Annotated in this window: 20 protein-coding genes; 14 read left to right on the top strand and 6 right to left on the bottom strand. The window is 49.3% G+C overall.

Annotated features, from left to right (window positions below):
* The first annotated feature begins 89 nt into the window (after positions 1 to 89).
* The 5 genes from ACJMNB_RS02650 (at position 90) to radA (ending at position 11,168) form a co-directional block, all read left to right on the top strand.
* A complete protein-coding gene (locus ACJMNB_RS02650; RefSeq protein ID WP_405338717.1) occupies positions 90 to 3,524 on the top strand; it encodes a hypothetical protein in 3,435 nt (1,144 codons plus the stop codon).
* Entirely contained in the window at positions 3,508 to 5,355 is a 1,848-nt protein-coding gene (locus ACJMNB_RS02645) for a hypothetical protein (protein ID WP_405338715.1), read from the top strand. The genes ACJMNB_RS02650 and ACJMNB_RS02645 overlap by 17 nt, the downstream gene beginning before the upstream one ends.
* 154 nt (positions 5,356 to 5,509) lie before the next feature.
* Positions 5,510 to 6,421, top strand: a complete 912-nt coding sequence (locus ACJMNB_RS02640) for an FISUMP domain-containing protein (RefSeq protein WP_405338713.1) — start codon at positions 5,510 to 5,512, stop codon at positions 6,419 to 6,421.
* A gap of 801 nt (positions 6,422 to 7,222) precedes the next feature.
* Complete coding sequence (locus ACJMNB_RS02635; RefSeq protein ID WP_405338711.1) at positions 7,223 to 9,520, top strand: ATP-dependent helicase; 2,298 nt, start codon at positions 7,223 to 7,225, stop codon at positions 9,518 to 9,520.
* Between the two features lie 253 nt (positions 9,521 to 9,773).
* Complete coding sequence (gene radA, locus ACJMNB_RS02630) at positions 9,774 to 11,168, top strand: DNA repair protein RadA (protein ID WP_405338709.1); 1,395 nt, start codon at positions 9,774 to 9,776, stop codon at positions 11,166 to 11,168.
* 52 nt (positions 11,169 to 11,220) lie between these two features.
* Here radA and ACJMNB_RS02625 read toward each other — a convergent pair whose 3' ends face one another.
* On the bottom strand, positions 11,221 to 12,612 hold the full coding sequence (locus ACJMNB_RS02625; protein WP_405338707.1) for a pentapeptide repeat-containing protein: 1,392 nt from the start codon (positions 12,610 to 12,612) through the stop codon (positions 11,221 to 11,223).
* Positions 12,613 to 12,731: 119 nt separating this feature from the next.
* Between ACJMNB_RS02625 and ACJMNB_RS02620 the strand changes: the two genes are divergently transcribed.
* The 3 genes from ACJMNB_RS02620 to ACJMNB_RS02610 are packed head-to-tail and all read left to right on the top strand — an operon-like array spanning position 12,732 to position 14,985.
* Positions 12,732 to 13,925 (top strand): NAD(P)/FAD-dependent oxidoreductase, encoded by a 1,194-nt coding sequence (locus ACJMNB_RS02620; RefSeq protein WP_405338705.1) that lies wholly within the window; start codon positions 12,732 to 12,734, stop codon positions 13,923 to 13,925.
* A 4-nt stretch (positions 13,926 to 13,929) separates the two neighbouring features.
* Positions 13,930 to 14,376 carry a SufE family protein gene (locus ACJMNB_RS02615; RefSeq protein WP_405338703.1) on the top strand — a complete coding sequence of 149 codons (447 nt, stop codon included), beginning with the start codon at positions 13,930 to 13,932 and terminating at the stop codon, positions 14,374 to 14,376.
* Between the two features lie 21 nt (positions 14,377 to 14,397).
* Positions 14,398 to 14,985 (top strand): hypothetical protein, encoded by a 588-nt coding sequence (locus tag ACJMNB_RS02610; protein WP_405338701.1) that lies wholly within the window; start codon positions 14,398 to 14,400, stop codon positions 14,983 to 14,985.
* 75 nt (positions 14,986 to 15,060) lie between these two features.
* On the opposite strand, the gene tsaE is transcribed toward ACJMNB_RS02610, so the two are convergent.
* Together tsaE and nspC are read right to left on the bottom strand one after the other, a co-directional pair.
* Positions 15,061 to 15,468 (bottom strand): tRNA (adenosine(37)-N6)-threonylcarbamoyltransferase complex ATPase subunit type 1 TsaE, encoded by a 408-nt coding sequence (gene tsaE, locus ACJMNB_RS02605; RefSeq protein WP_405338699.1) that lies wholly within the window; start codon positions 15,466 to 15,468, stop codon positions 15,061 to 15,063.
* A complete protein-coding gene (gene nspC, locus ACJMNB_RS02600) occupies positions 15,468 to 16,607 on the bottom strand; it encodes a carboxynorspermidine decarboxylase (protein ID WP_405338697.1) in 1,140 nt (379 codons plus the stop codon). Before nspC ends, tsaE begins: the two co-directional genes overlap by 1 nt.
* A 70-nt stretch (positions 16,608 to 16,677) precedes the next feature.
* Here nspC and ACJMNB_RS02595 point away from each other — a divergent pair, with 70 nt between their 5' ends.
* The 3 genes from ACJMNB_RS02595 to ACJMNB_RS02585 are packed head-to-tail and all read left to right on the top strand — an operon-like array spanning position 16,678 to position 19,286.
* Positions 16,678 to 17,562: a hypothetical protein gene (locus ACJMNB_RS02595; RefSeq protein WP_405338695.1), complete on the top strand. Its 885-nt coding sequence runs from the start codon at positions 16,678 to 16,680 to the stop codon at positions 17,560 to 17,562.
* Positions 17,563 to 17,571: 9 nt separating this feature from the next.
* Positions 17,572 to 18,543 (top strand): FecCD family ABC transporter permease, encoded by a 972-nt coding sequence (locus ACJMNB_RS02590; protein WP_405338693.1) that lies wholly within the window; start codon positions 17,572 to 17,574, stop codon positions 18,541 to 18,543.
* On the top strand, positions 18,540 to 19,286 hold the full coding sequence (locus ACJMNB_RS02585) for an ABC transporter ATP-binding protein (RefSeq protein ID WP_405338691.1): 747 nt from the start codon (positions 18,540 to 18,542) through the stop codon (positions 19,284 to 19,286). The genes ACJMNB_RS02590 and ACJMNB_RS02585 overlap by 4 nt, the downstream gene beginning before the upstream one ends.
* Before the next feature lies 1 nt (position 19,287).
* On the opposite strand, the gene ACJMNB_RS02580 is transcribed toward ACJMNB_RS02585, so the two are convergent.
* The 3 genes from ACJMNB_RS02580 to rho are packed head-to-tail and all read right to left on the bottom strand — an operon-like array spanning position 19,288 to position 23,468.
* Positions 19,288 to 20,613 (bottom strand): sigma-54 interaction domain-containing protein, encoded by a 1,326-nt coding sequence (locus tag ACJMNB_RS02580; RefSeq protein ID WP_405338689.1) that lies wholly within the window; start codon positions 20,611 to 20,613, stop codon positions 19,288 to 19,290.
* Between the two features lie 8 nt (positions 20,614 to 20,621).
* On the bottom strand, positions 20,622 to 21,428 hold the full coding sequence (proC, locus tag ACJMNB_RS02575) for a pyrroline-5-carboxylate reductase (RefSeq protein WP_405338687.1): 807 nt from the start codon (positions 21,426 to 21,428) through the stop codon (positions 20,622 to 20,624).
* 15 nt (positions 21,429 to 21,443) lie between these two features.
* Positions 21,444 to 23,468 (bottom strand): transcription termination factor Rho, encoded by a 2,025-nt coding sequence (gene rho / locus ACJMNB_RS02570; RefSeq protein ID WP_405338685.1) that lies wholly within the window; start codon positions 23,466 to 23,468, stop codon positions 21,444 to 21,446.
* Between the two features lie 266 nt (positions 23,469 to 23,734).
* On the opposite strand from rho, the gene folK reads away from it, so the two are divergent.
* Genes folK through panC form a run of 3 tightly spaced genes read left to right on the top strand, consistent with a single transcriptional unit; the run spans position 23,735 to position 25,747 of the window.
* Positions 23,735 to 24,244, top strand: coding sequence for a 2-amino-4-hydroxy-6-hydroxymethyldihydropteridine diphosphokinase (gene folK, locus ACJMNB_RS02565; RefSeq protein WP_405338683.1), 510 nt, complete (start codon positions 23,735 to 23,737; stop codon positions 24,242 to 24,244).
* Position 24,245: 1 nt separating this feature from the next.
* On the top strand, positions 24,246 to 24,896 hold the full coding sequence (locus tag ACJMNB_RS02560; protein WP_405338681.1) for a deoxynucleoside kinase: 651 nt from the start codon (positions 24,246 to 24,248) through the stop codon (positions 24,894 to 24,896).
* Complete coding sequence (gene panC, locus ACJMNB_RS02555) at positions 24,896 to 25,747, top strand: pantoate--beta-alanine ligase (RefSeq protein WP_405338679.1); 852 nt, start codon at positions 24,896 to 24,898, stop codon at positions 25,745 to 25,747. The genes ACJMNB_RS02560 and panC overlap by 1 nt, the downstream gene beginning before the upstream one ends.
* The last annotated feature ends 33 nt before the right edge of the window (positions 25,748 to 25,780 follow it).

The following is a 25,780-nucleotide window of genomic DNA, read 5'->3' as shown; positions in this document are numbered from 1 at the left end:
CCCCTTACGAACCTGAAAAATAGCCATCCATTGCGACAGAATCCGTCGCAATTATAATTTAATTTTTATTGCGTTAAATAGGAGAATCCATGTTCAACTCTATCAAAGATTTCTGCGAAAAAGGCGAAAATACAGGTTTATTGCTGGTGGATATGCCCACAGGATCGGGCAAGACCCATGCCGTTCTTGAGTACATTTGCCAGGAATATGACAAACCACAGAACGAAAACAAGACTTTCTTCTTTATCACGAACCTTAAAAAGAACCTCCCTACAGAGGAATTATACGAAAAATTCGTGAAAAATGGCAAAAAGAACGCCTTTGACGCAGATTTTCTTCAAATCGATTCCAACGAAGACTGCGTTTTAGAAAAATTGACCGAAGACTTTGAGGAAATAATCCCCCCGAGTATCCTAAGAACACCAGAATATTTCAACCTAAAAAGTCAAAGAGACCTTCTCCACAACATCAAGGGACAATTGGCCAAGGAATCTCTCAGCAAAGAGTTTCGCGAAAGAACCGAGCCGAAATTTCGCAAAATGATCCAGGGAATGCTCAAAAAGCAATTCAAAACCGCCAAGGAAAGGCTCAGAGCCATTGAAATTGATGATAAATGGAAATGGGTGGGCAAACTCTACCCAGCTATTTTTACTAGCAGAAAACGCATTTTATTCATGAGTGTGAATAAGTTCTTCACCAAGAACACAACCATCATCGAGCCTTCTTATGAGTTCATCAACAATAAAATCCTCGACAAAGCCATCGTTTTTATTGATGAATTTGACGCCTCCAAAGAAACCCTGCTGGACCAAATTATTACGGAAGGGCTGAACAATAGAATCAATTTCCTGGAATTGTTCAAGGTCATTCACTCCGCATTCCAAATCAATGAATTCCAGAATGATCTGACAACGCCATCTATGATTTGGCAGCAATACTATAGCAAGGGAATTTCTCTTGAAAAACAATTCAAGGACATGAGTGAAAAGTCTACTGAAATTTTCAAGAAATACAAGCTACAGTTTAGCCACCGTACAGAATCTTCGGCAGAAGAAAATGGAAAGAATTTTCTGTTCCAGGATTACCGTTATTTGTCTGTTCTTGATAACAACAAAAAGTTCGTGGCGGTATCTCCAGACAAGTCCACAAGGCTAAATAAAATTCGATTTACCGAAGACATTCCTAAAAAAGAGCAAACCATCCAACCATTGCTCCATGACATCAAGCAGTTCCTTTCTCGATTCCAAAAGTTTGTTGACCGTCTGGCTACCAACTATCGTCAATTAAAAAAAGAACGAGATGCAACAAGCGAAATAACCCAAGAAGAAGCTATTCGCTCCGTGCTTGACTTATTCCATTTACGCGAGGATCAGCACAACTATTTGCTCTCTAGAGTCATGGATAACACTAGTAACCAGAACAAAAATTTTGACAAGGTGGAAATTGACACAACCATCCACACAAAAGGGTTCCGTTACTACGCCTTTGAAGATGAGCAAAGCCATGACATGCAATCGGTAATCAAGCTTTGCGAATTTTCAGCAACACCCGAAAAGTACATTCTGCAAATCAGCAAAAAGGCTAAGGTTATCGGAGTTTCCGCAACGGCAACATTGCCCTCTGTTATTGGCAACTATGACCTGAGTTTTTTTAGATCTCAACTCGGCGAAGATTTCCACTATCTCTCTAAAGAGACAAAGCAACGCATCAAGGATGAATGTTATGCAAATTGGTCCAAGTATAACAAGGTGAATATCCATGCCGAATTGTTAGACGGACTTGGCGTTTTCAACAATAGTGAATTTGAAAGTTACGCCAATAATTCCATTGCACAAGCCCAGTGTTCAGACTTCGATGCTACACGCTATCTGAGAATTTGTAGCGCCTACAAGAATTTCATTCTGCATGACAACATTAAATCGTTTCTGTGTGTTCTCACAAAACATCCCAAAGTCAAAGATGAGCACCTCAACCTTGATTTATTATACCAACTCTTTGAATATGTAGCTGATGACAATAATCTCGACTTCAACAAAGACGCAATCGTTCTTTTGACAGGCCATGATTATGATGATACCAAAAAATCCATTACCGAAAGATTACGCAACTGCAAAAAACTATTTGTCATATCAGCTTATCAAACAATCGGTGCAGGACAAAATCTCCAATATGGATTCGATGAAAGTCAAAAGGATTCTCTTATCAACGTGGATAAGTATAGAACCAAATTGGAAAAAGACTTTGACGCCATTTACCTTGACAAGCCAACCCACATGCTTGTTAATCTTATTGGCGGCTTGAAGGATTCCGATTTTGCGAAATCCATTTTTCAGACAGAATTCATGCAGGAAAAAGGCGAAATTTCACGCAACGAAGTCGCAGAAAACATCAAGAAAGCCTTTCGTTGCATTATGGGCGGTAAAAAAGACAAGAACACGGCAGAGGAAGATTGTTCAAAACTCTATGACAAAAAGAGCGTCAAACTCTTCGCAACTAGAATGATTATTCAAGCCGTGGGTCGAATTTGCAGAACCGGCTGGAAAAGTAAGGATATATACATTTTCGCAGACAAGGCTATTGGAGACGCCATTGATACATCTGTTATTAACGGCGGTTTCTATAACAAGGAATTTGTAGCTCTTGTTGATAGAATTAAGAAGGACGCGGAACTCCAGGAAGAAAATATTAAGGACAATTTCGAAGACACCTTGCACAATGCTGCTGTTACAAGATCTTACAAGACATTCCGCGACATTGAATTCATGTTGGAATCTAATTGGTCCAAGCACACCATGGATAAGTGGAAGAAAATTCGCGATTTCGTAATAAAGAGTCCCACACTTTCTGTAGTAGAAGCAGAAAAGTCCGATGTAGGCGCCAACTACTATATCAGAGTTCCTGAACTCGCAAACAAACTCTATTTCAAGGAAAAGAGTGATTTTCAGGACATTGAAATTTCCTTTACTCCCGCAAAGGGGTTCAGAGAACTTTCCGAATCTAAAGCAAAACTTGATTCTATTATGAAATACGAGCCATTGGCAAAGTTCTTTGATGACCAGGGTTACGCAAAAGAATTCAAGCCCAATGAGTATTTGATGTCCCCCCCCCTCTGGAGCAATATCTATAAAGGCATGCTTGGCGAAGTTGCTGGAGAATACTTGTTCAAGAAGCTAGTAGGTTGCGAATTAAAGGAAATTGATCAAGCAGACATTTTTGAAAAGTTTGATTTCCAGATTGTTGATAAACCCATTTACGTGGATTTCAAAAACTGGAACGAATCCTTTGACTTAAATCAAAAAGAAACTCGAACAAAGATTCTCAAGAAAGCAAAAGAGATTGATGCGAAACTTGTAATAGTGGCAAATATCCTTGCCGAAGACAAGTACAAGATTGATTGTAGAAACGAAGACGGAATCGTCCTTCTTGTAATTCCGTCAATCCTTACCAAAACCGATGACATCGTCATCGAGAACATCCAAGCAATTACCAAAATCAAGGAGGTTATCAATGAATGCGCCGTTTAAAATCAATAGAGTTATCGCGGATATCAATCATCAGAAAATTGATGAAAAGTTTGATTTCTTTGAGATTGCAGAAACCCGAAAAGACAAGTACTTTGAATTCAACGCATCTCTCCTTGATGACTTAGTCACGGACAAATCCATCCGAGCCGTACAATTCCATGGCGGTAAAAAAGTCTATGTCATGATGAATAAGGATGAGAATAATCTTGACCGTATCAAAACGGCAAAGGATAAAAGCAAAGATGCAGATTATCTTTCTTGTAATCAAGTCTCTTCGGAAGATGTTGAAAGAGACCATCGTTTAGTTCAACTATTTTTTAACGGATTATTCCGTTCCGAGCATCCCAAACTCAGCTACAACAATGTTGGTGGACATCTTTATTGTTTTCATCCCAAGTGGATTAAGCGGACAAAAAATGTCATTTGGAAAATTCCGACATTAGATGTAAAGGTGAACTGGCAGAACACCTTGTCATTACCTGTCTGCACATTTTCTGATTTAAAGTTAACCGTCAAAAAGGCAGAAAGCAACGAAGCAATGGCTAAAATTTTCGATAAGCCTCAATATGTTTATTTAGGCAACAATACCATGCGTCGGAAAAACGATAGTGATACATCGCAGGTTTTTGTAATTGGTTCTCCAGGCAATTCTAAAGTCAATATTCCTTTTATTAAACTGTGGCCAGCCACGTCTTTCCCAGAGAGTAAAATGGGAATGCTTGCAAATATTGTAGAGAAATTCAATCAGGATTATTGTAGTTTGATTCATGTTGATTTTGTCTCTATTGAAGATTACAAATCCTATAATTTTTCAAAAGATGTTGAAAAAGAGAATAAAGCAGCAATCGAAAGAGCGCTTAGCAACGTTTCTATCAAGATTCTTGACGAAATCGATGACGAAAAATATGATTCAAAGAATGAATGCAAAAGGATTCAGAAGGCAATCAAGGACAAGTATCATTTGGAATCTTCCATTGGCAAACGCCCTGATAAAGAAGGAATCAACATCAGCTTAATTCACGAACCTGAATATTACGAAAGCACAGGAGAACCAGATCCGCACAATAAAAAGATTGATGGAATCTCAATTCAGCACATCACTCTTCAAAATGGCATGCAAAGTTTGGAGGAATCCATTTCAACAATCATCCAAAATGCGTTAATCAAAAAAGATTTGCAAAATCAGCAAATCACGCTTTTTGATTGGACAAAAACAAATCTGGCAGAGGCCATTACTTTCGGTTATGCAGATAAGATTACTGGCACAAAATTCCATCGATATTATTTCATGGACATCAATCCAGACGGGACCTTTAAAATTACCGAACTCGAACATGATGCATTCAACCACGAGGAATATCAAAAATGCATAGACATTTTTGAACGAGCCCAAGTGGATAAAAGGTCCAAAGAAGCTCCTGCAGAGGGCATCATTCGCGATAGCGCTGGAAACATAAGCGTGATTCGCGGATCCGACAAGTTTACTCTCCCCGATTTTGCAACAATCAAAGAAAAAGTTGATAACGGAGAAACAAACATCAAGCGAGCAGCAACCTTTGAAGAATACTATTCAGGTTGTATGAACATCAAGATGTTTGAAGACTGCGGTAAAACATATTACTGCGTTGGTAGAAAAGATAAGAATCCGTCATTAGCAATTCCGCGAGCAGTCAATGTCCGGGAAGTTCAGGTTTACGAAGGAGAGCCTATTCTCTTCGAAAAGCTTCTTTCGCTCATGAGCGTTGAATTCGTGAGAAACGGGCAATTGACAGTTGTTCCGTTTCCTTTCAAATACCTGAGAGAGTGGGTGGAGATAAATAGGGAGAAATAACACCTTGCAGCTCTTCCAACAGCTCTATATTATCATCCCGCTGCGATCATGACTTCGGCTCTGTCAAGTCAAATTGTATTTTTTGCAAAAAAAACTATATTTGGCCCATCTTTTTTTTGAGGAGACTACCTTGTTCTACAAATTCAGCTTCAGCATGCTAACTCTTTTAGCGGTTCTTTCGTTCAGCCTTTCTGCCTGTGGCGACGATTCATCGCTTTCCGGCCCTGGGGGAACATCTGTCGATCACCGCGTGGCAGCCATCGATAGCCTAGAAGACTGTACCCAGGAACTAGAAAACGAAAGAGCCTACATCGAAGAAGATTCTACATGGAGAGTCTGCTTATCCTACAAGGCAGACACTCTCATTAAATGGACCTGGAAAAGACATGTAAATATCAACGGCGAACTGTACCCCGTCGGATACGCACCTGCCGGAACCTACGACTGCAACATTTATAACTGCGTCACCACAGAATATTTAAATCCAAATGTCACTTACGGCGAATACCTGGACACCCGCGATAACAAGGTCTACAAGACTGTCTATATCGGGGACCAACTGTGGATGGCACAAAACCTGGCCTACACGATGGGCAACGACTCCTTAACAGGGGCCAATTCCTACGATTCCGATTCTACCAAGAAAGGCTACTATTATCAAGCCAGCTATAATTGCCCAGCCGGTTGGACAAACCCGACAAGAGATGACTTTACCGAATTAGTCCAGTTCACCGGCGATACTACATTAAATGTTCTAAAAACAGCCAATGATGGTTGGAATCATTCTGAAAATCTCACCAACCCGTACGGTTTTTCATTGGTGGAAACATGTGACATGACGTATCTTACCGACGCTCAAGTGGAAGAATTCCGCCGAGATTGGGGCTTATCGACATCACAGTGGACTGCAACTTGTGGTGGAACCTATTTATGGCTAGAATCTCACAACAGCTATTATTGGTGGTATGTCGAAGTAAGCAATCGTGACCTGAATTACGAATACTATACGGACGTCAACAAAAAAAAGTATAAAACACTCCGTTGCATCGCTTTAAATTACTACTAATCGCTAAATCAAGTAAGGGGCCCTTTAATTGTAAGGGCCCAGTCTACTTGACAATGGATTCAAAGCATTCCACGTCGCCGTACTTTGCCGTCGAGCAATCCACCTTCTCCATCTTGGCGGGGTCCGCAAAGCCGGGGAATGCCTTGATGGCTTCACGCACCGCAAAAATGGGAAAAAACTTCTCAGAGTTTTCGTATCAATTCCAAGTCAGGCAATAAGTTCAATCAGAGATTGGAACTTCGAATTGGCTCGGCTGTTGGCAAAAAAACCGGAACCTTAGTTTTCCTTTCCTTTTGCTATAAGCATGTTTTTGAAATATTCAATGAGTTTCTGGTCGTCATTGAATACTTTTGGACGCATGAAAGAATAAGCATCTTTGTATTTATCTTTATAATTGTCAGATGTTATAACGGTTTCTATTACACCAATTCTTGATGAAACAGAAGATGATTGATGGTCGGTAAACGAAGATGTGTTGACTTGGGAAATCATATGTACAAGGCTCTGCTAGGCCAATCCGTACGCCAACCCTCGGCTAGCAAACTTTCCCGATTTCGTAAGCCCTTCCAAAACTGTTTTTCGGCTGCATGACCGATGTTTTTACGCTGAAAAGGTCGTTCGGCGGTCCGCAGCATGTTCGCAGCTATACGGACTGGCCTAACAGAGCCAAACGGTCATTTTCGCAGCGTTTTGGCAGTTTATGTAAAAAAGTACGAATTAGCCTGACAGAGCCCCTAGGTTTACTATATTTTTGTGCAGTAAAACAAATGTTCACTACTTTTTAAAGTTTGTGAGGTGCACATGGCCCTAGAAAACATGGATTTGGAGCAAAGGCAAGCGGTGGAAACCACCGAGGGTTATGTGCGCGTGGTGGCGGGCGCGGGTTCCGGCAAGACTAAGACTCTGACGCAACGTTACCTGTATCTGGTGAAAGAGATGGGCATTTCGCCGTCGAACATCCTTTGCGTCACGTTCACCAACAAGGCCGCTAACGAAATGAAGAAGCGTATTCGCACGGTGTTGGGCGGCGACGACAGCGGTTACATTTCCACCTTTCACGGCTTTTGCGTGCGGTTCCTGCGCGAAGAAATCCATGTGCTGAATTACCCGAAAGAATTCATGATCCTGGATGAGGACGACCAGAAATCCCTTTTGCACAAGGCTTATGCGGATTTAGGCTATTCGCTAAAAGATTTGAAAATCAGCAGCGTTATAGACTATATCGGGGGCCGTAAGGCGGCCGACATCAATTACGTTTCGCTTTTCGCGGAACTGCCTTCGGAAGGCATAACAGCCAAGGAACATTTGCTTGCGCTTTCGGAAGCGGCTGATGACAAGTGGATGCGAGTTTATTACCGCTACCTCTACGAGCAGAAAAAGAATTACGCGCTAGACTTTGACGACCTGATTCTTTCGACGCTGTACATTCTCAAAAACTTCCCGGAACAGCTCGACAAGTGGCGCAAACGCATGATGTACATCATGGTAGATGAATATCAGGACATCGACGGACAGCAATACCAGCTGGCGGATTTGCTTGCCAGCTACCACAAGAATCTTTTCGTGGTGGGCGACCCGGACCAGACCATTTACGGTTGGCGCGGCGCCGATGTCAATCGCATCTTGGAATTCGACAAGACTCACGAAAACACCAAGACGATTCTGCTGCAGAACAATTACCGTTCGACTCCAAGCATCTTGAAAGTGCCGGATGCCGTTATCAAGAACAACAAGTTCCGAATCGAAAAAGTCTTGAGGCCAAAGCGTGCCGGCGGCAAGACGCCTGTCTTTTATCACGCCAAGAACACCCGCGAAGAAGCCCGCTGGATCGTGGAACAAATTCAGAATGCGGTGCAGAACACGGGAGTGCATTACAAGGATATCGCGGTGCTTTACCGCATGCATTCCCAGTCCCGTTCCGTAGAAGAAGCCTTGATGGCCGAAAGCATTCCTTATAAGGTTTACAGCGGGGTAGGCTTTTACCAGCGCAAAGAAATCAAGGATGTCATTTGCTACTTGCGAATGCTGGTGTACGCCGACGATTTATCGTTTATGCGTACGGTGAACACGCCCAAGCGCCAGTTTGGTCCCCGCAAGATTGCGACATTGCAGGCCTTTGCCGATGCACGAGGGGTCGGCCTTTACGAGGCTCTGCTTGAAATCGTTTCGGAGGCAGGCCTTTTGAATAATGTGGCCGCCGATGTTTCGTCGCAGGCGGAGCTTTCTTCTGTTGGAAACGAAAATCAGAAAATTGATTTTGACTGCATGGGGTTCTTGGCCCGCAGCAATGTGGTGGAATACGTGAAGCTGATTGAAAAGTACCGTTCCCGCTACAAGGATATGAGTGTCTCCGAAGTCCTCGCAAAAATCCTGCGCGAAACCAAGTACGAAGAAATGCTGCGCTTGGACGGTGACGAAGACCGCCTGGACAATCTGGCGGAACTGAAGCAAGGTATTCTGGAATTCGAGAATTACTACGAAGAAGATGCCTCGCTAGATGAATACTTGCAGAACATCGTGCTGTTCACCAACACCGACGAAGACACCGAAGAAAAAGATCGCGTGCAACTCATGACGATTCACAATGCGAAGGGTTTGGAGTTCCCCTACGTATTCGTGTGCGGCTTGAACGAAGGCTTTTTCCCAGTCAAGCGCGTGCAGAACAAGATTCAGCTGGAAGAAGAACGCCGCCTGGCCTATGTGGCCTTTACCCGCGCCGAAAACGTACTTTGCTTAAGCGATGCCGAAGACGGCGTGGCGGGCGAAAGCGGATCCCGCTACCCCTCCCGATTCTTGCTAGAAATGGACATGGGTGGGCTAGATGTAGCCCGCGGCATTTCAGAAGATTTTCTTGAGGCGGCGAAAGCCTACATTGCAAACATTGATCGCGACCGAGATTTTTTGAGCGATGAAAGCCTTGGGCTCGTAAAGAAAGCGCCTTCAGCCGAGTTTGCCGTGGGCGACCGCGTTATGCATAAAATCTTTGGCATGGGAACCGTGAAGGCTGTAGACGAAAAGAATTTCTGCTACGAAATCGCCTTCGAAAAGTTTGCGACCCCGCGTTCTATCCAGTTTGACTTTCCTTTAACGAAATTCTAAAAAAAATTCTCTTTTTTTTGTTGGTTGTTTCGTAATATATATAGCCTCGAATATCGGTGTGAAATACGACTTTAACGAGACCTTTTCCATCGACGCTAGTGCTGGAATTGGTAGATGGGTTAACATAGATGACAGTCCTCTCGCTATAGGTGCTGCATTAGACCTTTTGATGAATTTCTAAAATTGGTGCCTTTTTGAGCATTTGCTTGCGCTTGACATTTTGTGTCAGGCGCATTTTGTTATATTAGTGCACATGGTGGCACTAAATAAATCTAAAGCGAAAAAAGAAATTGAGTTCCTTTGTACCGAATGCGGTAACACGACGCCTAAGTGGGCGGGCAAGTGCCCCTTCTGTGGTGCCTGGAGCAGCCTCAAGGAACATGTGGTGGAAAACATTCTCGAGGGCGGTCGTGCCTCTCGCGGCTTGGGCGGGCCGGTGCATAAGGTGGTGCCGCTCAAGGAGGTGGCTACCGAAGATACGCGGCGGCTGAGCTCCGCCAATGCTGAATTTGACCGTGTGCTGGGGGGCGGGCTTGCACCAGGTTCCCTGGTGCTCATTGGTGGCGATCCGGGAATCGGCAAGTCCACGCTGGTGCTCTCGACCCTCGCCACCATGACAGCCGCCGGCGTCAAGACGCTTTATGTAAGCGGCGAAGAGAGTGCGGTGCAGGTCAAGCTCCGTAGCGAACGCCTGAATGTGGCTGGCTCCGACATGCTTCTGCTTTGCGAAACCAGCCTCGAAAAAATCTTGCAGCAAGCCCAGGATATCAAGCCCCAGGTGCTGGTAATTGACTCCATCCAGACGGTCTACAAGAGCGACTTGTCGGGCACTCCGGGCTGCGCTACCCAGCTTCGCGAATGTACGCTGGACCTGATGGTCTTTGCCAAGAACACGGGCTGCATTACCATTCTCATTGGGCACGTAACCAAGGACGGCCAGATTGCGGGCCCCCGCATTTTGGAACACATGGTCGATACGGTGGTCTACTTCGAGGGCGACCGCAATCACCAGTATCGCATCCTCCGTACCATCAAGAACCGCTTTGGCGCTACCGACGAAATCGGCGTATTCGAGATGACGGGGCACGGCCTTTCTCCGGTGGAAAATCCCAGTCGGGTGTTCTTGCAAGAGAATGTTCCGCCGACGCCCGGGAGCGTGGTCTGCTGTACGCTGGAAGGCTCACGTGCCATGCTTTTTGAAACTCAGGCGTTGGTGAGTTCGACGACCTTTGCCGTTCCCCAGCGTGTGGCTGCCGGAATCGATTCCAAGCGGCTGACGATCATCCTTGCCCTCCTTGAAAAGTTCGGCGGGGTAGTGGTGGGAGCTTCGGACGTGTTCGTCTCGATTGCCGGCGGGCTGAAGGTCTCCGACACTTCGTCGGACCTCGCCCTGGCTCTTGCCATCGCCAGCAACCATCTGGGCATCCCGCTGGGCCGCCAGTCCATCGCCATCGGTGAACTGGGACTGTCTGGCGAGGTCCGCTCCGTGAGCCTGTTGGAAACACGGCTCAAGGAAGCCCGCCGCCTGGGCATTACCGAAGCGGTGGTTCCGGCCGGTGGCCGCCTGCCCGAAAATACCTCCGGCATGAAGATCGTGCAGGTCAACACCCTCTCCGCCGCCGTGAACTGGCTGATGCAGAAGAAGTAAAACAAAAGCCTCGGTTTTCACCGAGGCTTTTTAAATCCGTTAAGGTTCGAAACTACTCTTCGTCGTCAGCGGCTTTCTTTCTTTTCTTCTTCTTGGGAGAAGAACCGCTATCAACCTTGATGTCGGCGGCCTTTTCACCACGCTTGGTGAAGCCGTACTGACGCGGGTCGAAGCCGGACGGGAACTGGGTCTTGTTATCGTAGATCACCTTCTTGGCGGTGAACTTTTCGATCTTGGCGCCTTCGAGGTTAGCACCGGAGAAGTCCACGTCTTCCATCTTGGTGTCGGCGTCGATCTTGATGCCCTGCATGTTGGCGTTGGTGAAGTTCACCTTGACGAGCTTGGCACCGGCGAAGCTTACACCGTTGAGCTGGGCGAGAATGAAGTCGGTACGTTCGATGGTGGAGTTGGCGAAGTTGGCCTTGGTGAGGTCAGCCTTGTCGAAGATGTCCTTACGAACATAGGCACCGTCGAACACGGCCTTCAGGAGTTCTGCGTTCTGGAAGGAGTTCTTGCTCACTTCGGTATCGTAGAAGGATGCCTTGGAAAGCTTGGTCTTCTGGAAGGAGTTCTTTGCGACGGAGCCCTTGTCGAAGATAACGCCGGTCAGGTCCTGGCCGTCGAAGTTCATGTTCTTCACGGTGGACTGGGCGAACTTGGCCTTCTGGAGCTGAGTCTTGGAAAGGTCGACGTCGTTGAAGGTCGTCAGAGAAAGGTCTGCTTCCTGCAGGTTCACGTTCTTGAATTCAACGCCGCTGAAGTTAGCCTGGGAAAGACCAGCCTTGGCGAAGTTCACGTCAACGAGTTCGACGCCCTTGAAGTTGGCGGCGATCAGGTTACAGGCGGTAAAGTCGGTCTTCACGATGGTGGCCTTGCGGAGGTCGCTGTTAGCCATCAGGGAGCGGGAGAAGTTGGCGCGGGTGAGGTTTGCCTTGCTGAAGTCGGCTGCAGTAAGGTCCACATCCATGACGGACGCCTGGGTGAGGTCGGACTTGCTGAAGTCAGCGTTGTCGGACACCTTCATGGCGTCGAGGCGGGCGTTCTTCATGTTGGTCTTCGGGAACTTGCTGTCCAGAAGAGTGGCACGGTAGAGGTTGGCCTCTTCAAAGTTTGCGCCTTCGAAAGAAGAGTTACGGATGTCGGCACCGCTAATGGTTGCCTTGGTAAGGTCTGCGTCTTCGAAGTTTGCGCCGCTAATCACAGCGTTCTGGAAAGACACTTCGTTGAGCTTGGCGCCCTGGAAGTTCGGACCTTCACCGGTGGCACGGCGGAAGTCGGTCGTGTGTGCGACAGCCTTCGCATTTTTGAAGTTGAAGCCGTCGATACGCTTGTTACTGAAAGAAACGTTCAGGTCCTTGCCTGCCCAGTTGTCTTGGGCAAAAACATTGAGAGCAAGTGCGCTCACAAGGCACAGGCCGAACTTGGATACACTCTTCATATTCATATAAATTCCCTTTTAAGGATAAACCAAATAACGGATAGCTCTAAAATAACTAAAAAAATTGCCAATTAACAATAAAAAAGAAAAAAACTTCATAAATAAATGCTAATTTGTTCCCCGAAATGGCAAATTTTACCTCAAATCGGTACGATGTGGTGGTTTGCGGGGCCGGTCCTGCCGGTCTCATGGCTGCCTGTACCCTTGGCCGCTTGACCTCCGGTACTAGACGGGTTTTGCTTTTGGACAAAAAGGAACCTTGGAAGGAACCTATTTTTTGTGCCGAAGCGGTGTCTAGGGACCGCCTGAATTCGCTGTGGCCGGTGGATGATTCCTTTGTGCGTGGCACTCTTTCGGGAATCTATTTTACCTCGCCCAAGCGTTACCGTGCGGAATTCTATAGCAAGGACTGCGGTCTTGTTCTGGATCGCGCCCGTTTCCACCATACCCTTTCGGATGGCTGTGTGGCTGCCGGTGTGGAATGCCGCTATGACGCGGTTATCAAGAAACTCGAAAAGACCGGCGAAGGCTGGAATGTTTCTGTGTCGGTGGGCGGCGAAGTCGAAACCTTGTTTGCCGGGGCCGTTGTGGATGCCTCGGGACCGAGTTGCAAGCTGACTCGCGGAATCGAATGCCTTGAAGGCATTGAATCGGGCGATACGGACTTGGAACCTGCCATCTTTGCGGTGGCCGACGGTATTGAACATAGCAAGGAGCACATTGAGCTGTTCTTCGGTTCCGAGTTCGAATCGGGCTACGGCTGGATCTTCCCTCGCGATGGCAAGGAAGTGAACATCGGTTTCGTGCTGGGTAAAGACGTGGACCACAAGGTTCCCTTGCGTAAAAAGCTGCTGGACTTTATCGCCCGCGATTATCCGAAGGCGACAGTCAAGGCCGTGTATGGCGGCATGATCGCTTGCGGTCAGTCCCAAAAGCCCATGGCCAAGTGCGGCCTCTTCAAGGCGGGCGATGCGGCCAGTTGCGTGAATCCCATTAGCCGTTCGGGTATTGTGGAATCGCTTTTGTGCGGTAAAATCGTCGCCGAGTCGGTCTATGAATGGCTGGGTGATTCCGGCGAAAATCGTAGCGCCATCGAAGCGAAGGTGCTGGACCGCTGGATGGCCGCTTTGGGCAAGAAGCACTTGCAGGTGGCCCGAGCCAAGGTGGGCTTCAATAAGATTAGTGACAAGCAGTTTGACAGTGCGGCCTACAGGCTTTCTAAGCTTCCGCGCGAAAAGCAGACCTTGTTCCGAATATTTTTCAATGTTTTGTGGGCGGCTCCTTCCCTGATCTGGAAGATGCGCTCTTTCTTGCGGTAGGTTTATGAGCGAATTAATGGATGCACGCCTAAGCGAGATTCGTGAAAAGTTTGCGGGCTTTAGCGACCCCGACGACAAGTGGAAATTCCTCTTGGATTTGGCCCGTGCCCACAAGGGCATGGACGCTGCCTTGAAGGCTGAAAAGTTCATTATCCAGGGTTGTGCCTCCACCATGTACTTGGTCCCGAATTTTGACGGTGCAAAGATCCATTTCGAAATGGATGTGGAAGGCGGTACCACGAACCCCCTCATTAGTCGTGGTCTCGGTGCATTGGCTTTGAAGGTTTACAACGACATGGCTCCGGCAGACATTCTCGCCGTGGACCCGAAGTTCTTCCAGGACATTGGCCTTAACGTGGGCCTTTCTCCGACGCGTTCCAACGGTTTTGCGAGCCTGGTCAAGCAGATTTATTTATATGCAAGGGTCTTTGCGGCCCTCACCAAAAAATAGGTATTAAAAAGAAGGTAGAACATGTTTAGCTTTTTGAATGGCAAAAGCCCCTTTGACGAAGCAGAAGAACGCCTGGAAGCAGGCGATACCGTAAACGGCAAGCCGAGACTCCCGTCGGGCCCGATCATGGGCTGGCAAGATGGCGTGTTCCTCTTGGTCATCATCGGCCTGATCGTGGGCGGCTATCAGTATTACCAGTACGTCAAGCGCAACTGCGCCGAAACATTTGCCAAGTGCGATGCCCTGTATGTGGCAGCAACCGAAGATCCTTCCAAGTTTGCCGAAGTGGAAACCTGCTACGAAGCCACCTGGGATCTCGCTTTCGTGAGCGATACCCTGGAAGTGCTCCGCCAGAATCGCCTGGGCCAGATCGAAGATTTGCGCAATGCCCAGAAGGATTTGCTTGCCAGCGCCAACGACGCTTTGGACAGGGGCGACACCGCTGCCGCTGCAAAGATCGTGACGGAATACAAGGGCGCCATGCTCCTTTATACCGGCGACAAGAGCGAATGGGATGAAATCGTGAAGATTGCCGAGATCCAGGCCGCCAAGGTTGCCGCTACGGCCGCCGTTGCTGAACCGGCTGCAGATTCCGCTGCGAAGAAATAAACTTGAAGGCCTCTTTGTAGGGGCAATGAAAAACCCGCCGTTCAGGCGGGCTTTTTTTGTTGATAAAAATGTTGGCTACAGGCGGCTTACTTCGATATCTCTCTCGGTTTCCGAGAGTATTTTTATTTCAATCTTGTGCGTGAGCCCGGGGTCGTTGTCTTCTAGGCGTTCGGGCCATTCGATAAGGCTGATACCCCGTTCGAGGTAATCCGGGTCGAGGCCCACTTCGTAAAGGTCGGCACCGCCTTCCAGGCGGTAAAGGTCGAAGTGGAAGATGGGCGGGTCGTTGGGGTATTCGTGAAGAATGGTGTAGGTGGGGGAGCAGACGGAACCTTCGAAACCGAGACCTTTGCAGACTCCGCGGCTAATGACCGTCTTGCCGGCGCCCAGGTTGCCATAAAGAGCCACCTTGTCGCCCGGCTTCAGGCTACGGCCAAATTCAACAGCCCACTTATATGTTTCTTCTTCCGACTTGAAAAGCATTACAGCTTATCCTTGAACTGCTCGTAGGTGAACTTGTGGAGCAAATGGAATTTGCCCTGTTCGTCGAACTTGCCGATGCTGGGGTGACGTACACCGTTGAAGAATGTGGTCTTGACCATTGTATAATGGATCATGTCTTCAAAGATAATCTTGTCGCCCACCTTGAGGGGCTCGTCAAAAGAGAAGTCGCCCAACTGGTCGCCGGCCAGGCAGGAATTGCCTGTTAATTTGTATGTAAACTTCTTTTCGCCGGGCATTCCGGCGCCCGTCACGGTGGGGCGGTACGGCATTTCAAGGCAGTCCGGCATGTGTGCACTGATGGATACATTCAGTATGACAATGTCCATTTCGTTGTGAACAATGTCTCCGACGGAGGCCACCAGTTCGCCCGTCTGCCACCCGACGGCCTCGCCCGGTTCCATGATGACGGTCAAGTGCGGGTAGCGGTTGTGGAAGTCGTTCAAGAGGCGAACCAGTTCTTCGCGGTGGTAATCCTTGCGGGTAATGTGGTGTCCGCCGCCGAAATTCACCCATTTCATTTGGGGCAGGTACTTGCCGAAATGCTGTTCGAAAGCCTTCAGTACGCCTTCCAGGGCGTCGGCGTCCTGTTCGCAGAGGGCATGAAAGTGGAGTCCTTCGATGCCGTCCAAGAGTTCCGGTTTGAACTCCGCTTCGGTGACGCCCAGTCTCGAAAACTTTCCGCAGGGATTATATAGATCAGTCTCGACCGTTGAAAATTGGGGGTTGACGCGGATTCCCGCGCTTACACCGGCAGCGAGGGTCTTGTCTTTGAAACGCTGCCACTGGCTAAAGCTGTTGAAGGTGATGTGGCCCGCGCAGGCGAGAATCTGGTCAATTTCGTCGTCTTCGTAGACGGGGGCGAACACATGGACTTCCTTGCCCATTTCTTCCTTGGCAAGGCGGGCTTCGTTCAGACTCGAGGCGGTGGCTCCGGCAAGGTACTGCCTGATGAGCGGAAAACTGCGCCAAAAACTGTAACCTTTCAATGCGCAAATAATTTTTACATTCCCGCGCTTCTGGATATCGTCCAAAATTTCCATGTTATGGCGAAGTCTGGCCTCGTCAAGTACAAAACAGGGGGAGGGAACCTGGGAATAATCGAGAGTTTTACTGAACATGGTCCAAAGATAGCCTTTTTTTTGTCCTTTTTACTACTCTTTTCCATACGCTTTAACTACATTTAACTTGATGAGAGATTTCATGTACAAGCATATTCTTATTTCGTTGTGTTCTTTGGCTTTCGTTGGAATGGCTTTTGCTCAGCAAAAAGCTGCTCCCGCAGCCCAACCTTCGGCTACGGCCGCTACTGTTCAATCTTCTACTTCCCAGCCTCCTAAGGCCGCACCGGCACAACCGGCTCAAGCGGTCCAGCCGGCGAACTTGGCTAAGGTCGAGTCTCAGGTGGTAGCAACCCCCCGTGGTGCGACGGCTACGCTGGATGAAATGATTCAGGCGAAACTCGACTCCATGAACCATGCGGCACCGGCGGTCGGTCCTCGCAATGCGGACAGCCTTGCCAAGGTTCAGGCCGACAGCGTTCGTAAGCTGGTCCAGACTGGTAAGTATGTGCAGCGTGCTCGCTACGACAAGAGCAACTTCGACCACTGGAGAATTGACACTGTGCTCCAGAAGAAGATGAAGGATCAGGTCGTGGGCGTGTGGCGCACTCCGATCATCGCTCACGGTCATGCCTTCCGCGATGCAGAACTTCGCTTCGGTGCCAACGATACCTTGATCGGTATTACTCGCACTTACTCCGACTCGGGCCGCTACCAGAAGACTGGTGAATACACCTTCAAGGCTCGCTACCGTTTCGACAGCGAAAGAACTCTTGCTAGCCGTGAAGTCTTCAAGGAACGTCAGGTGGTTCGTTGGGACTACATCACTCTCGATATCGTGAATGACACCCTTCAGTATAATCTGAACAAGCTGGAATTCCGCGACCTGAACGATAACTGGCTTAACGCCTTGCAGGGTTTCGACAATATCCCGCCTGAAATCTATATCCGCGATGCAGCTCAGACTGCTGAACTGAAGCAGGCTGTGCAGGATAAGAACAAAAAGAAAAAGTAAGGTTTTCTCGTGGCCGGGGAACGCCGCTTCGAATATCGAATCCTGGCTGGATTCGCCCTGTTGGTTGCCCTGGCTTTCGTTCTTTCTTATTTGACATTGTTTTCTGGATCGGTCGGACTATCGTGGTCTGACCTTTCTTTGAATTCTGTGGAATCCCGAATCTTTTGGGATATCCGCGTGCCTCGACTGGTGGCGGCGGTACTCTCTGGAATTTCCCTTGCGGTGGCGGGGCTTTCGTTGCAGACTCTGTTCAGGAACCCGCTGGCAGGCCCTTTTGTACTAGGCATTAGCAGTGGCGCAAGTCTTGGGGTTGCCCTTTCACTGCTGGCCGGTTTTAGCTTCGGTTATTTTGGCGTGTTGTCGGCGGCATCGGTGGGTGCCATTGCGGTGACCCTTGTGGTGATGACGGTGGCGGCCCGCTTTGAAAATTCCACGGTACTCTTGATCGTTGGGCTTCTGGTGGGCTACTTTATCGATGCGCTGGTAAGCCTTTTAATCGTGGGCAGCGATGCGGAATCCTTGCGGGTGTACGTGTCCTGGGGCATGGGAAGCTTTGGCCGCCTGACCTCCGATTGCATTTGGATTTATGCCCTGAGCGTTTTGGTGGGACTGGCCCTGCTGGTGCTTTCGGTGCGTTATCTGAATGCTGCCAGAATGGGCGATGACTTTGCGAAGGGGCTTGGCGTGAATGTGCGCCGTGGCCGTATGACGGTGCTCTTGGGAGCCTCTCTTTTGGCGGCGGCCTCGACGGCGTTCTGCGGTCCCGTTGCCTTTGTGGGAATTGCCGTTCCTCACTTGGCTTTTATGTTGTTCAAAACCAGCAACCATCGCGTGCTGATGCCGGCCTCGGCCTTGTGCGGAATTGTGCTTTGCCTTGCGGCTTGCCAGTTTTCCAAGATTCCGCTGAATGCGGTGCTTAGCTTGGTGGGCGTGCCTGTGGTGCTCTGGGTCATTGTCCGTGGTGGAGGTATTCGTAAATGACGAATCTTCTTCAATGCGAAAACCTGGTGCTGGGTTATCAGGCTGCCAAGGCGAATGCCGCAGGGATTGTGGCGCCTTTTAATTTTGAATTGAAGGCTGGCGAAGTAGTGGCCTTGCTGGGTGAAAACGGTTGCGGAAAAAGCACCTTCTTAAAGACGCTTTGCGCCCGCCTCCAGCCGGTTGCAGGGAATGTCGCCCTATGTGGCCGTTCCTTGTGGGGGTCTGATAACGCTACATGGACAGCCCGGGAACGCGCAAAGCTTGTAACTCTGGTGCGAATGAGTGGGCTGGTGTGTGACCGCATGACGGTTCGGGAATTTGTAAGCTTGGGCCGTACGCCGTACGCGGGCTTGTTCGATGGCCGTAGCAAGGAAGACGAACAGATTGTAGACGACGCCATCGCCCTATTGGATTTGGAAAGTTTCTCGAACCGCTGGGTGAACGAATTGAGTGACGGCGAACGGAGCCGTGTTTACTTGGCGCAGGCCGTGGCCCAGCAGGTGAAGGTGCTTTTGCTGGACGAGCCCAATGCCTTCTTGGATATTCCCCGAAGCCGAAAGCTCTTTGCGTTGTTGCAAAAGCTGGCGAAAGAGCGTAACATGGGAATCCTGGTTTCGACCCATTCTGTGGAATATGCCGAAAAGTATTGCGACCGTATTGCGGTAATTGTCGACCGGCAAGTGCGCGTTGCAAAATCAGAAGACGCGCGAGCCGAAGGTCTGCTGAAGTGGACTGAGGAGTGATTTAGATTTCTTTGACATTCACGCCTAAATGGCTTAGGCGGTTGTAGAGGGCGGTGCGGAACAGTCCCAGCTTTTGGGCTGCTTCGCGGACAGAACCGTTGCATTCCCGGATTTTTGCAATCAAGAAATCCCGTTCCTGGGCAAGCTGCATTTGACGGAACTTTTCGTAATCCGAAACGGTCTCGTTGCTTTCGCTGACTGGTTCGGAATGGTTCTGGACGACCTTGGTATCGATGTGAAGGTCTTCGGGTTGCAAGATGCCTGCGCTGGTAAAGCAGAGGGCTCGCTGGATAACGTTTTCCAGTTCGCGGATGTTGCCCGGCCAGTCGTATTCCTGCAACTTGCGTAAGGCTGCGCCGGAGAGCGTGTAGTGCTCGCCGGTTCCCTGATAGGTGTGTATAAAGTAGTTCGCCAGGTCTTCGATATCTTCTTTGCGCTCGCGGAGAGGCGAAAGCTGCATGGGAATCACGTTCAGGCGGTAATAGAGATCTTCGCGGAAACGCTTTTCGGCAATTTCCTGTTGCAGGTCCCTGTTGGTGGCCGCAATGATGCGGACGTCCACGTGCTTGGTCTTGTTGGAACCGAGCGGGCGGATTTCCTTGTTCTGCAAGACGCGCAAGAGCTTGACTTGGGCGTGCAGCGGCATATCGCCGATTTCGTCCAGGAAGATGGCTCCGCCGTCGGCTGCCTCAAAAAGACCGATACGTTCGTTTTGAGCACCCGTGAAGGCTCCACGGGTGTGTCCGAAAAGTTCACTTTCGAACAAGTTGTCGGGAATGGCGCTGCAGTTGACGGTAATGAACTTTTCGTACATGCAGCCCACGGCGCGGGCGATGAGTTCCTTACCGACGCCGGTTTCGCCTTGAATGAGCACGGGGCCTGTATGCACAATGGCCCTTTCCACGGTCTTGCGGAGCTGTTCCATGGCCTGGCTTTTACCCACCAGGTGGCTCATGCGTTCCCTGAAGATTTGACGGGCGGTGTGGATATCCTTGAGCTTTGCGATTTGCGACATCAGGTGGAGCTTTAGGGATTCCACCGAAAGAATGCTGTCGTAAAGCTTGTTAGAAATATCGCTGAACCGCTCGGGGGCTTCGGCATAAACAAGAATCAAGGTGTCCGGGGATTTTTCGCGGAGCGCCTTGAGCATTTTCAGGTTGTGGGCCGAAAAAGAATCCAGGTCCCAGATAATCAGGGTGGCCTGGGGAATGGAATCTGCGGCGGGAATGTCCCGGAAAAGGTCTACCGCATAATCTACCGACGAAAGAACGTCCTGTATAAACGAGGACGTTGCATTTTCTTTCGCGAATAGATTAATGGTTGCCATTTAGGGGCTTACTTTCCCAGTTCCTTGCTGCGGTCGGTGCCTGCAACCACAGCCTTGATGAGCGTGCTGCGGAAGGCGCCTTCTTCAAGGGCGTTGATGCCTGCGATGGTGGTGCCTGCAGGAGAGCAAACCATGGCGCAGAGGTCGCTGGGACTCTTGCCGGACTGCTTCACCAGTTCCACGCTGCCTTCGATGGTGCCAAGGGCAAGCTTGAGGGCCACATCGCGGGTGAGGCCAGCCTTCACGCCGCCGCGGGTAAGGCCTTCGATGAATTCAAAAACGTAGGCGGGTGCGCTGCCCGAAAGACCGGTCACTGCATCCATCAGGGATTCTGCCACGCGGCAGGTCACGCCGATGTTGCCAAAGATCTTTTCGGCAATAGCGAGCGTTTCTTCGGTGACGCCGTCAGTGGCGAGACCAACGGAACCCTTGCCAACGGTAAGCGGCAAGTTCGGCATGACGCGGAGAATCTGGTTCTTTTCGCCGAGAACTTCAATGAGGGCCTTGCGGGTAACGCCAGCCATGATGCTCACGAAAGTCTTGGTAGCCTTTTCGGCGGTGGCGGCAGCCTTCCATTCGGCGGCAACCAGCTTGAAAATCTGCGGCTTTACGCAAAGGAAGGTGACATCTGCCTTGGCGAGGCCTTCGGCAAAGCTTGCCACGCGAACGCAGCCGAGAGCAGAAACTTCTGCAGCGGCCTTGTCGGAGGGGTCAAAGAAGAAAATGCTGGAGGCATCCGTACCGGCGTTCAAAAGACCGCGGAGGATTGCTCCACCCATGTTTCCGGTACCTGCGAAAAAGATTTTTTCTGACATAGAATATCCTTTTGTTTAGCGAAGGCTGTCCTTTGCTTTTTTCATAAATTCTAGTAATTCGGCATTGGTCTTGTTTTGCTTCATGAGCTTAATGAGCTTGTCCATAATGCCGTTTTCGGTATCGTTCTGGGCTCCCTGACGGAATTTCCAGATGATATCCTGTTCGTAAAGGCTGAGAAGGCGGTCTTCTTTACGGGTGCCCGACTTGAAGATATCGATAGCGGGCCAGGTGCGCTTTTCGGCCAAGCGGCGGTCAAGCACCAGTTCCATGTTACCCGTACCCTTGAATTCTTCGAAGATCACTTCGTCCATGCGGCTGCCCGTTTCAATCAGGGCGGTACCGATAATAGTGAGGGAGCCGTTCTTCTGGAGGATTTCGCGGACCGGCTCGCCTGTAATGGTCTGGACAACCTGGCCGTTGGAATCCTTCTGGAAATCGCCCAGCTTGTCTGCAATCTTACGGGCGGCGCCGAAGAATTTTTTCGGGAACTGCATGGCGTTGGCGTCCACACCGCCCGAAAGAATCTTACCGGAGTGCGGAATCACCACGTTGTTGGCGCGGGCGAAACGGGTAATGGAGTCGAGCAAGACTACCACATCCTTCTGCTGTTCCACGAGACGCTTAGCCTTTTCGAGTACCATGGTGGCCACGCGGGCGTGATGGTCAGGCGGTTCGTCGAAGGTGGAGGCCACCACTTCGGCGCGCAGGTTCGGGTTTGCTTCTACCAGTTTGCCGATGATTTCGCGCATTTCCGTCACTTCTTCAGGACGTTCGTCAATCAGAAGCACCATGATGATGATTTCGGGGTGGTTCTTGGCGATAGCGCGAGTCATGTTCTGCAAGAGAATCGTCTTACCGGTACGCGGGGGAGCGAGGATGATGCTGCGCTGGCCCTTACCGATGGGGGAGAACAAGTCCATGACGCGGGTGCTTAATTCTTCGGAATCCCATTCCAGCTGAATCTTTTCGTTGGGGTGGATCGGGGTCAGGTATTCGAATGCCACGCGGCGCTTGATCTTTTCGGGATCTTCGAAGTTGACCTTGTCTACGCGACGCAGGGCGTAGTACTTGTCGTTTTGGTCGCGGGGCGGACGTGCAATGCCTGCAACGGTATCGCCGACCTTAAGGCCCAACTTGCGGATTAAATTCTGGCTGACGTAAACGTCGTCCGGTCCCTGCTGGTAGTTGAATTCGGTATTGCGCAGGAATCCGTGGCCCTGGGGTGTGACTTCCAGGAGGCCTTCGGCGTAAACGATGTTGTTTTCGTTTTCCAGGCTTTGCAAGAGAAGACCGAGGGACTGCTTGCGGTAACGCCTGAAGTCGAGATTTTCTTTTTGCGAAGCCAGTTCCTGCAAGTCGCTCATGGTCATCTTGCGATACTTGCTCCAGCATTCGCGGGCCTTGTTCCAGGCTTCGGAATCCGGTTCCGGCAGCGGAGTCGTGTCTTCTTCTTCGGGCTGGAATCTCTGATTCTGGCGGTTATTGTTGTTGTTCTTGTCAAAACGACGGTTGTTCTTGTTGAACTTGTCGAAACGGCGGTTCTGCTGGTTCTGTTGCTGGCCGTTGTTGTCGTTCTGATTGGCGCCCTGTTCGCCCTGGTTGGCGTTCTGGTTTGCGCCTTGCTGCTCGCCTTGTTCTGCAGGTTTTTCGGCAGGGGCGGCTTCTACATTCTGTACAGGTTTTTCAGCGGCAGGAATTTTTGCAACAGGTGCTTCTGCAACAGGTGCTTCTGCAACAGGTGCTTCTGTAGCGGGAGCCTCGGCAGTGGGGGCTTTAGCAAAAGATTTTTCTTCTTTAGCCGTTTCGTTTTTTTGTTCTACAACTTTTTCTTTTTCAACAGGTTGTTTTTCGGCCTTTTCTTCTGCCTTGGCTTCGGCAGATTCTTCTTTAGTTCTTTTAGGCCTTCCGCGGCGCTTAGGAGAAGATTCTTTTTCTTCGGAGTTCGAAAAGTCAACGTTCAATTCAGGGGGAATTTCTGCGCCAGTAGGTTCTTGATCTGCCAAATAGGCGTTCTTAGAATTCTTTTTAGTTGGAGCCACGATGGTGTCCTATTGAATAAATAAATGAAAATGATTTTATGTTGATAAAGTTAATGTAGATGAATATGCCCAGGTCTCTAAATATGACCGAAAAAATATCACGGGCTCCGATAAAATAACTAAAAAAAATGTTTTTGTCACGGAAAAACGCCCTTTTTTCGGAAAAATTTTTTTGAGTGTGATGGATGACCATTAAAATCCGCCTGTGGCGGTTAGGTTTGCTTTTTTGCCGTAAAAATGACATTTTGAATATCTATATTTATTTCGTGGATTCTTTAGAAAGAGTTTTTGTTGCCTTGGGCTCAAACCTCCCCGACCGTTCAAAACACTTGAACGAAGGTCGTGAAATGCTCCGCAAAATTTCGTCGGGCGGGTGGCTAGAAAGTCCCATATACGAAACTCCACCGGTAGGACCGGCGGGCCAGGGTCCCTATTTCAATCAAGTCGTGAGTTTTTGGTATTCGGGAACATCGACGCGCCTGCTGCATTACTTGAAGGGCGCCGAATTCGTGCTGGGTCGCAAGCCCCGCGGTCATTGGAATTCCCGCGAAATCGATTTAGACCTGTTGTATTTTGGAAAAGAAGTTCACCAGGGTAGGCCCAACCTTCCGCACCCCCAGATTGTGAACCGCCAGTTTGTGCTGGTGCCCTTGAACGACATTGCCCCAGAGTGGGAAGATCCCCAGCTGGGAATAAAGGTAAAAGAAGTTCTTTCGAACCTTTTGCAAAAAGAAGAAAAAATCCCGTTCCGCGTCATCACCTCGGAGGAACCTTGATATGCTGAGAGAAAAAGGCGTTCATTTTTTGGCCATCGAAGGCGCTATCGGTGTAGGGAAAACTTCTCTTGCAGAAATTCTTGCGGACCGCTGGAAGGCGACCCTGATTGAGGAAAACTTCTCGGAAAATCCCTTCCTTGAAAAGTTCTACCAGAACAAGGAAGCGTACGCTTTCCAGACCCAGCTGTTCTTCTTGCTAGACCGTTTAAAACAGTTGCAGAATTCGGCTATCCAGAGTGACCTTTTCCGCGACCTTTTGATTAGTGACTATACATACGACAAAGACCAAATTTTTGCAGCCCAGAACCTGACCGAAAGCGAATACGCCATGTACGATCAGGTGGCCAAGGCCCTGAATCACGATATTCCGAGGCCTGATTTGGTCGTCTACTTGCAAGCATCGGTTCCCACCCTCCTCAAGCGCATTCACGGCCGTGGCCGTGCCATGGAAAAGACCATCGAAGGGTCTTACCTGAATGGGCTCCTGGAACGTTTCGACAACTATTTTTGGAACTACCCTTATGCGCCGGTGCTGATTATCAATACTGACAACATCGATTTTGTCCATAACGAAGCTCATCTGCAGTTGGTGCTGGACGCTATTGCCGCATGCCCCAAGCAGACGACTTATTTTGTTCCAGAAGGTAAATAATGCAAATCGTAAATTCTATTGATTCCTTGCGTCAAATCATCAAGCCCCTTTCGAAGCAGGGTAAGACCATCGGGCTTGTTCCCACTATGGGAGCCTTGCACGCCGGCCATGGTGCGTTGATTAAGGAATCTGTCAAGGAATGCGACGTGACGGTGGTCAGCGTGTTCCTGAATCCGATCCAGTTTGGTAAAAACGAGGATTTGGATAAGTACCCCAAGCGCTTGGAAGCCGATGCTAAGTTGGCCGAATCGCTGGGTGCCGATTACGTGTTTGCTCCGAGCGTCCAGGAAATGTACCCCGATGGCGACCCCATGACCATGGTTCGTGACGAAACCCTGGAAGGCATGTATTGCGGTGCCTACCGCCCGGGCCATTTCCGCGGTGTCTTGACGGTTGTCTCTAAGCTGTTCCTGATTTCTGGCTGTAACCACGCCTACTTTGGCGAAAAGGATTACCAGCAGGTGTTCCTGATTGAACGCATGGTGAAGGACTTGAATTTCGATATCCAGATTCACCGCGTAAAGATTGTGCGCGAAGATTCGGGCCTTGCCCTTTCTAGCCGCAACGAATACCTGAGCGACGAAGAACGTGCCAACGCCTTGTCCATTAGCGCAGGCCTGAAGCTGGCCAAGGAAGCCTACGAAAAGGGCGAACGTGCCGTAAGCAAGATTCGCGATATCGTACTGAAGTCCATTATCGCTGCTCATGGCATTGTGCAGTTTGTAGAAGTGGTAAACCAGAAGGACCTGCAGAAGTTCGCCGGCATTCTTGCTGCCGAAGACAAGGTGGTGATTCTGGTGGCCGCTTTCTTCGGAAAGACTCGCCTGATCGACAATATCGAACTGAATTAAAAAGTTTGAATAAAAAAATGGCCCGCGAAAGCG

Origin of the sequence: Fibrobacter sp., assembly GCF_045131395.1 — a bacterium.
GTDB lineage: Bacteria > Fibrobacterota > Fibrobacteria > Fibrobacterales > Fibrobacteraceae > Fibrobacter.
This window is presented reverse-complemented; position numbering and strand designations above follow the sequence as displayed.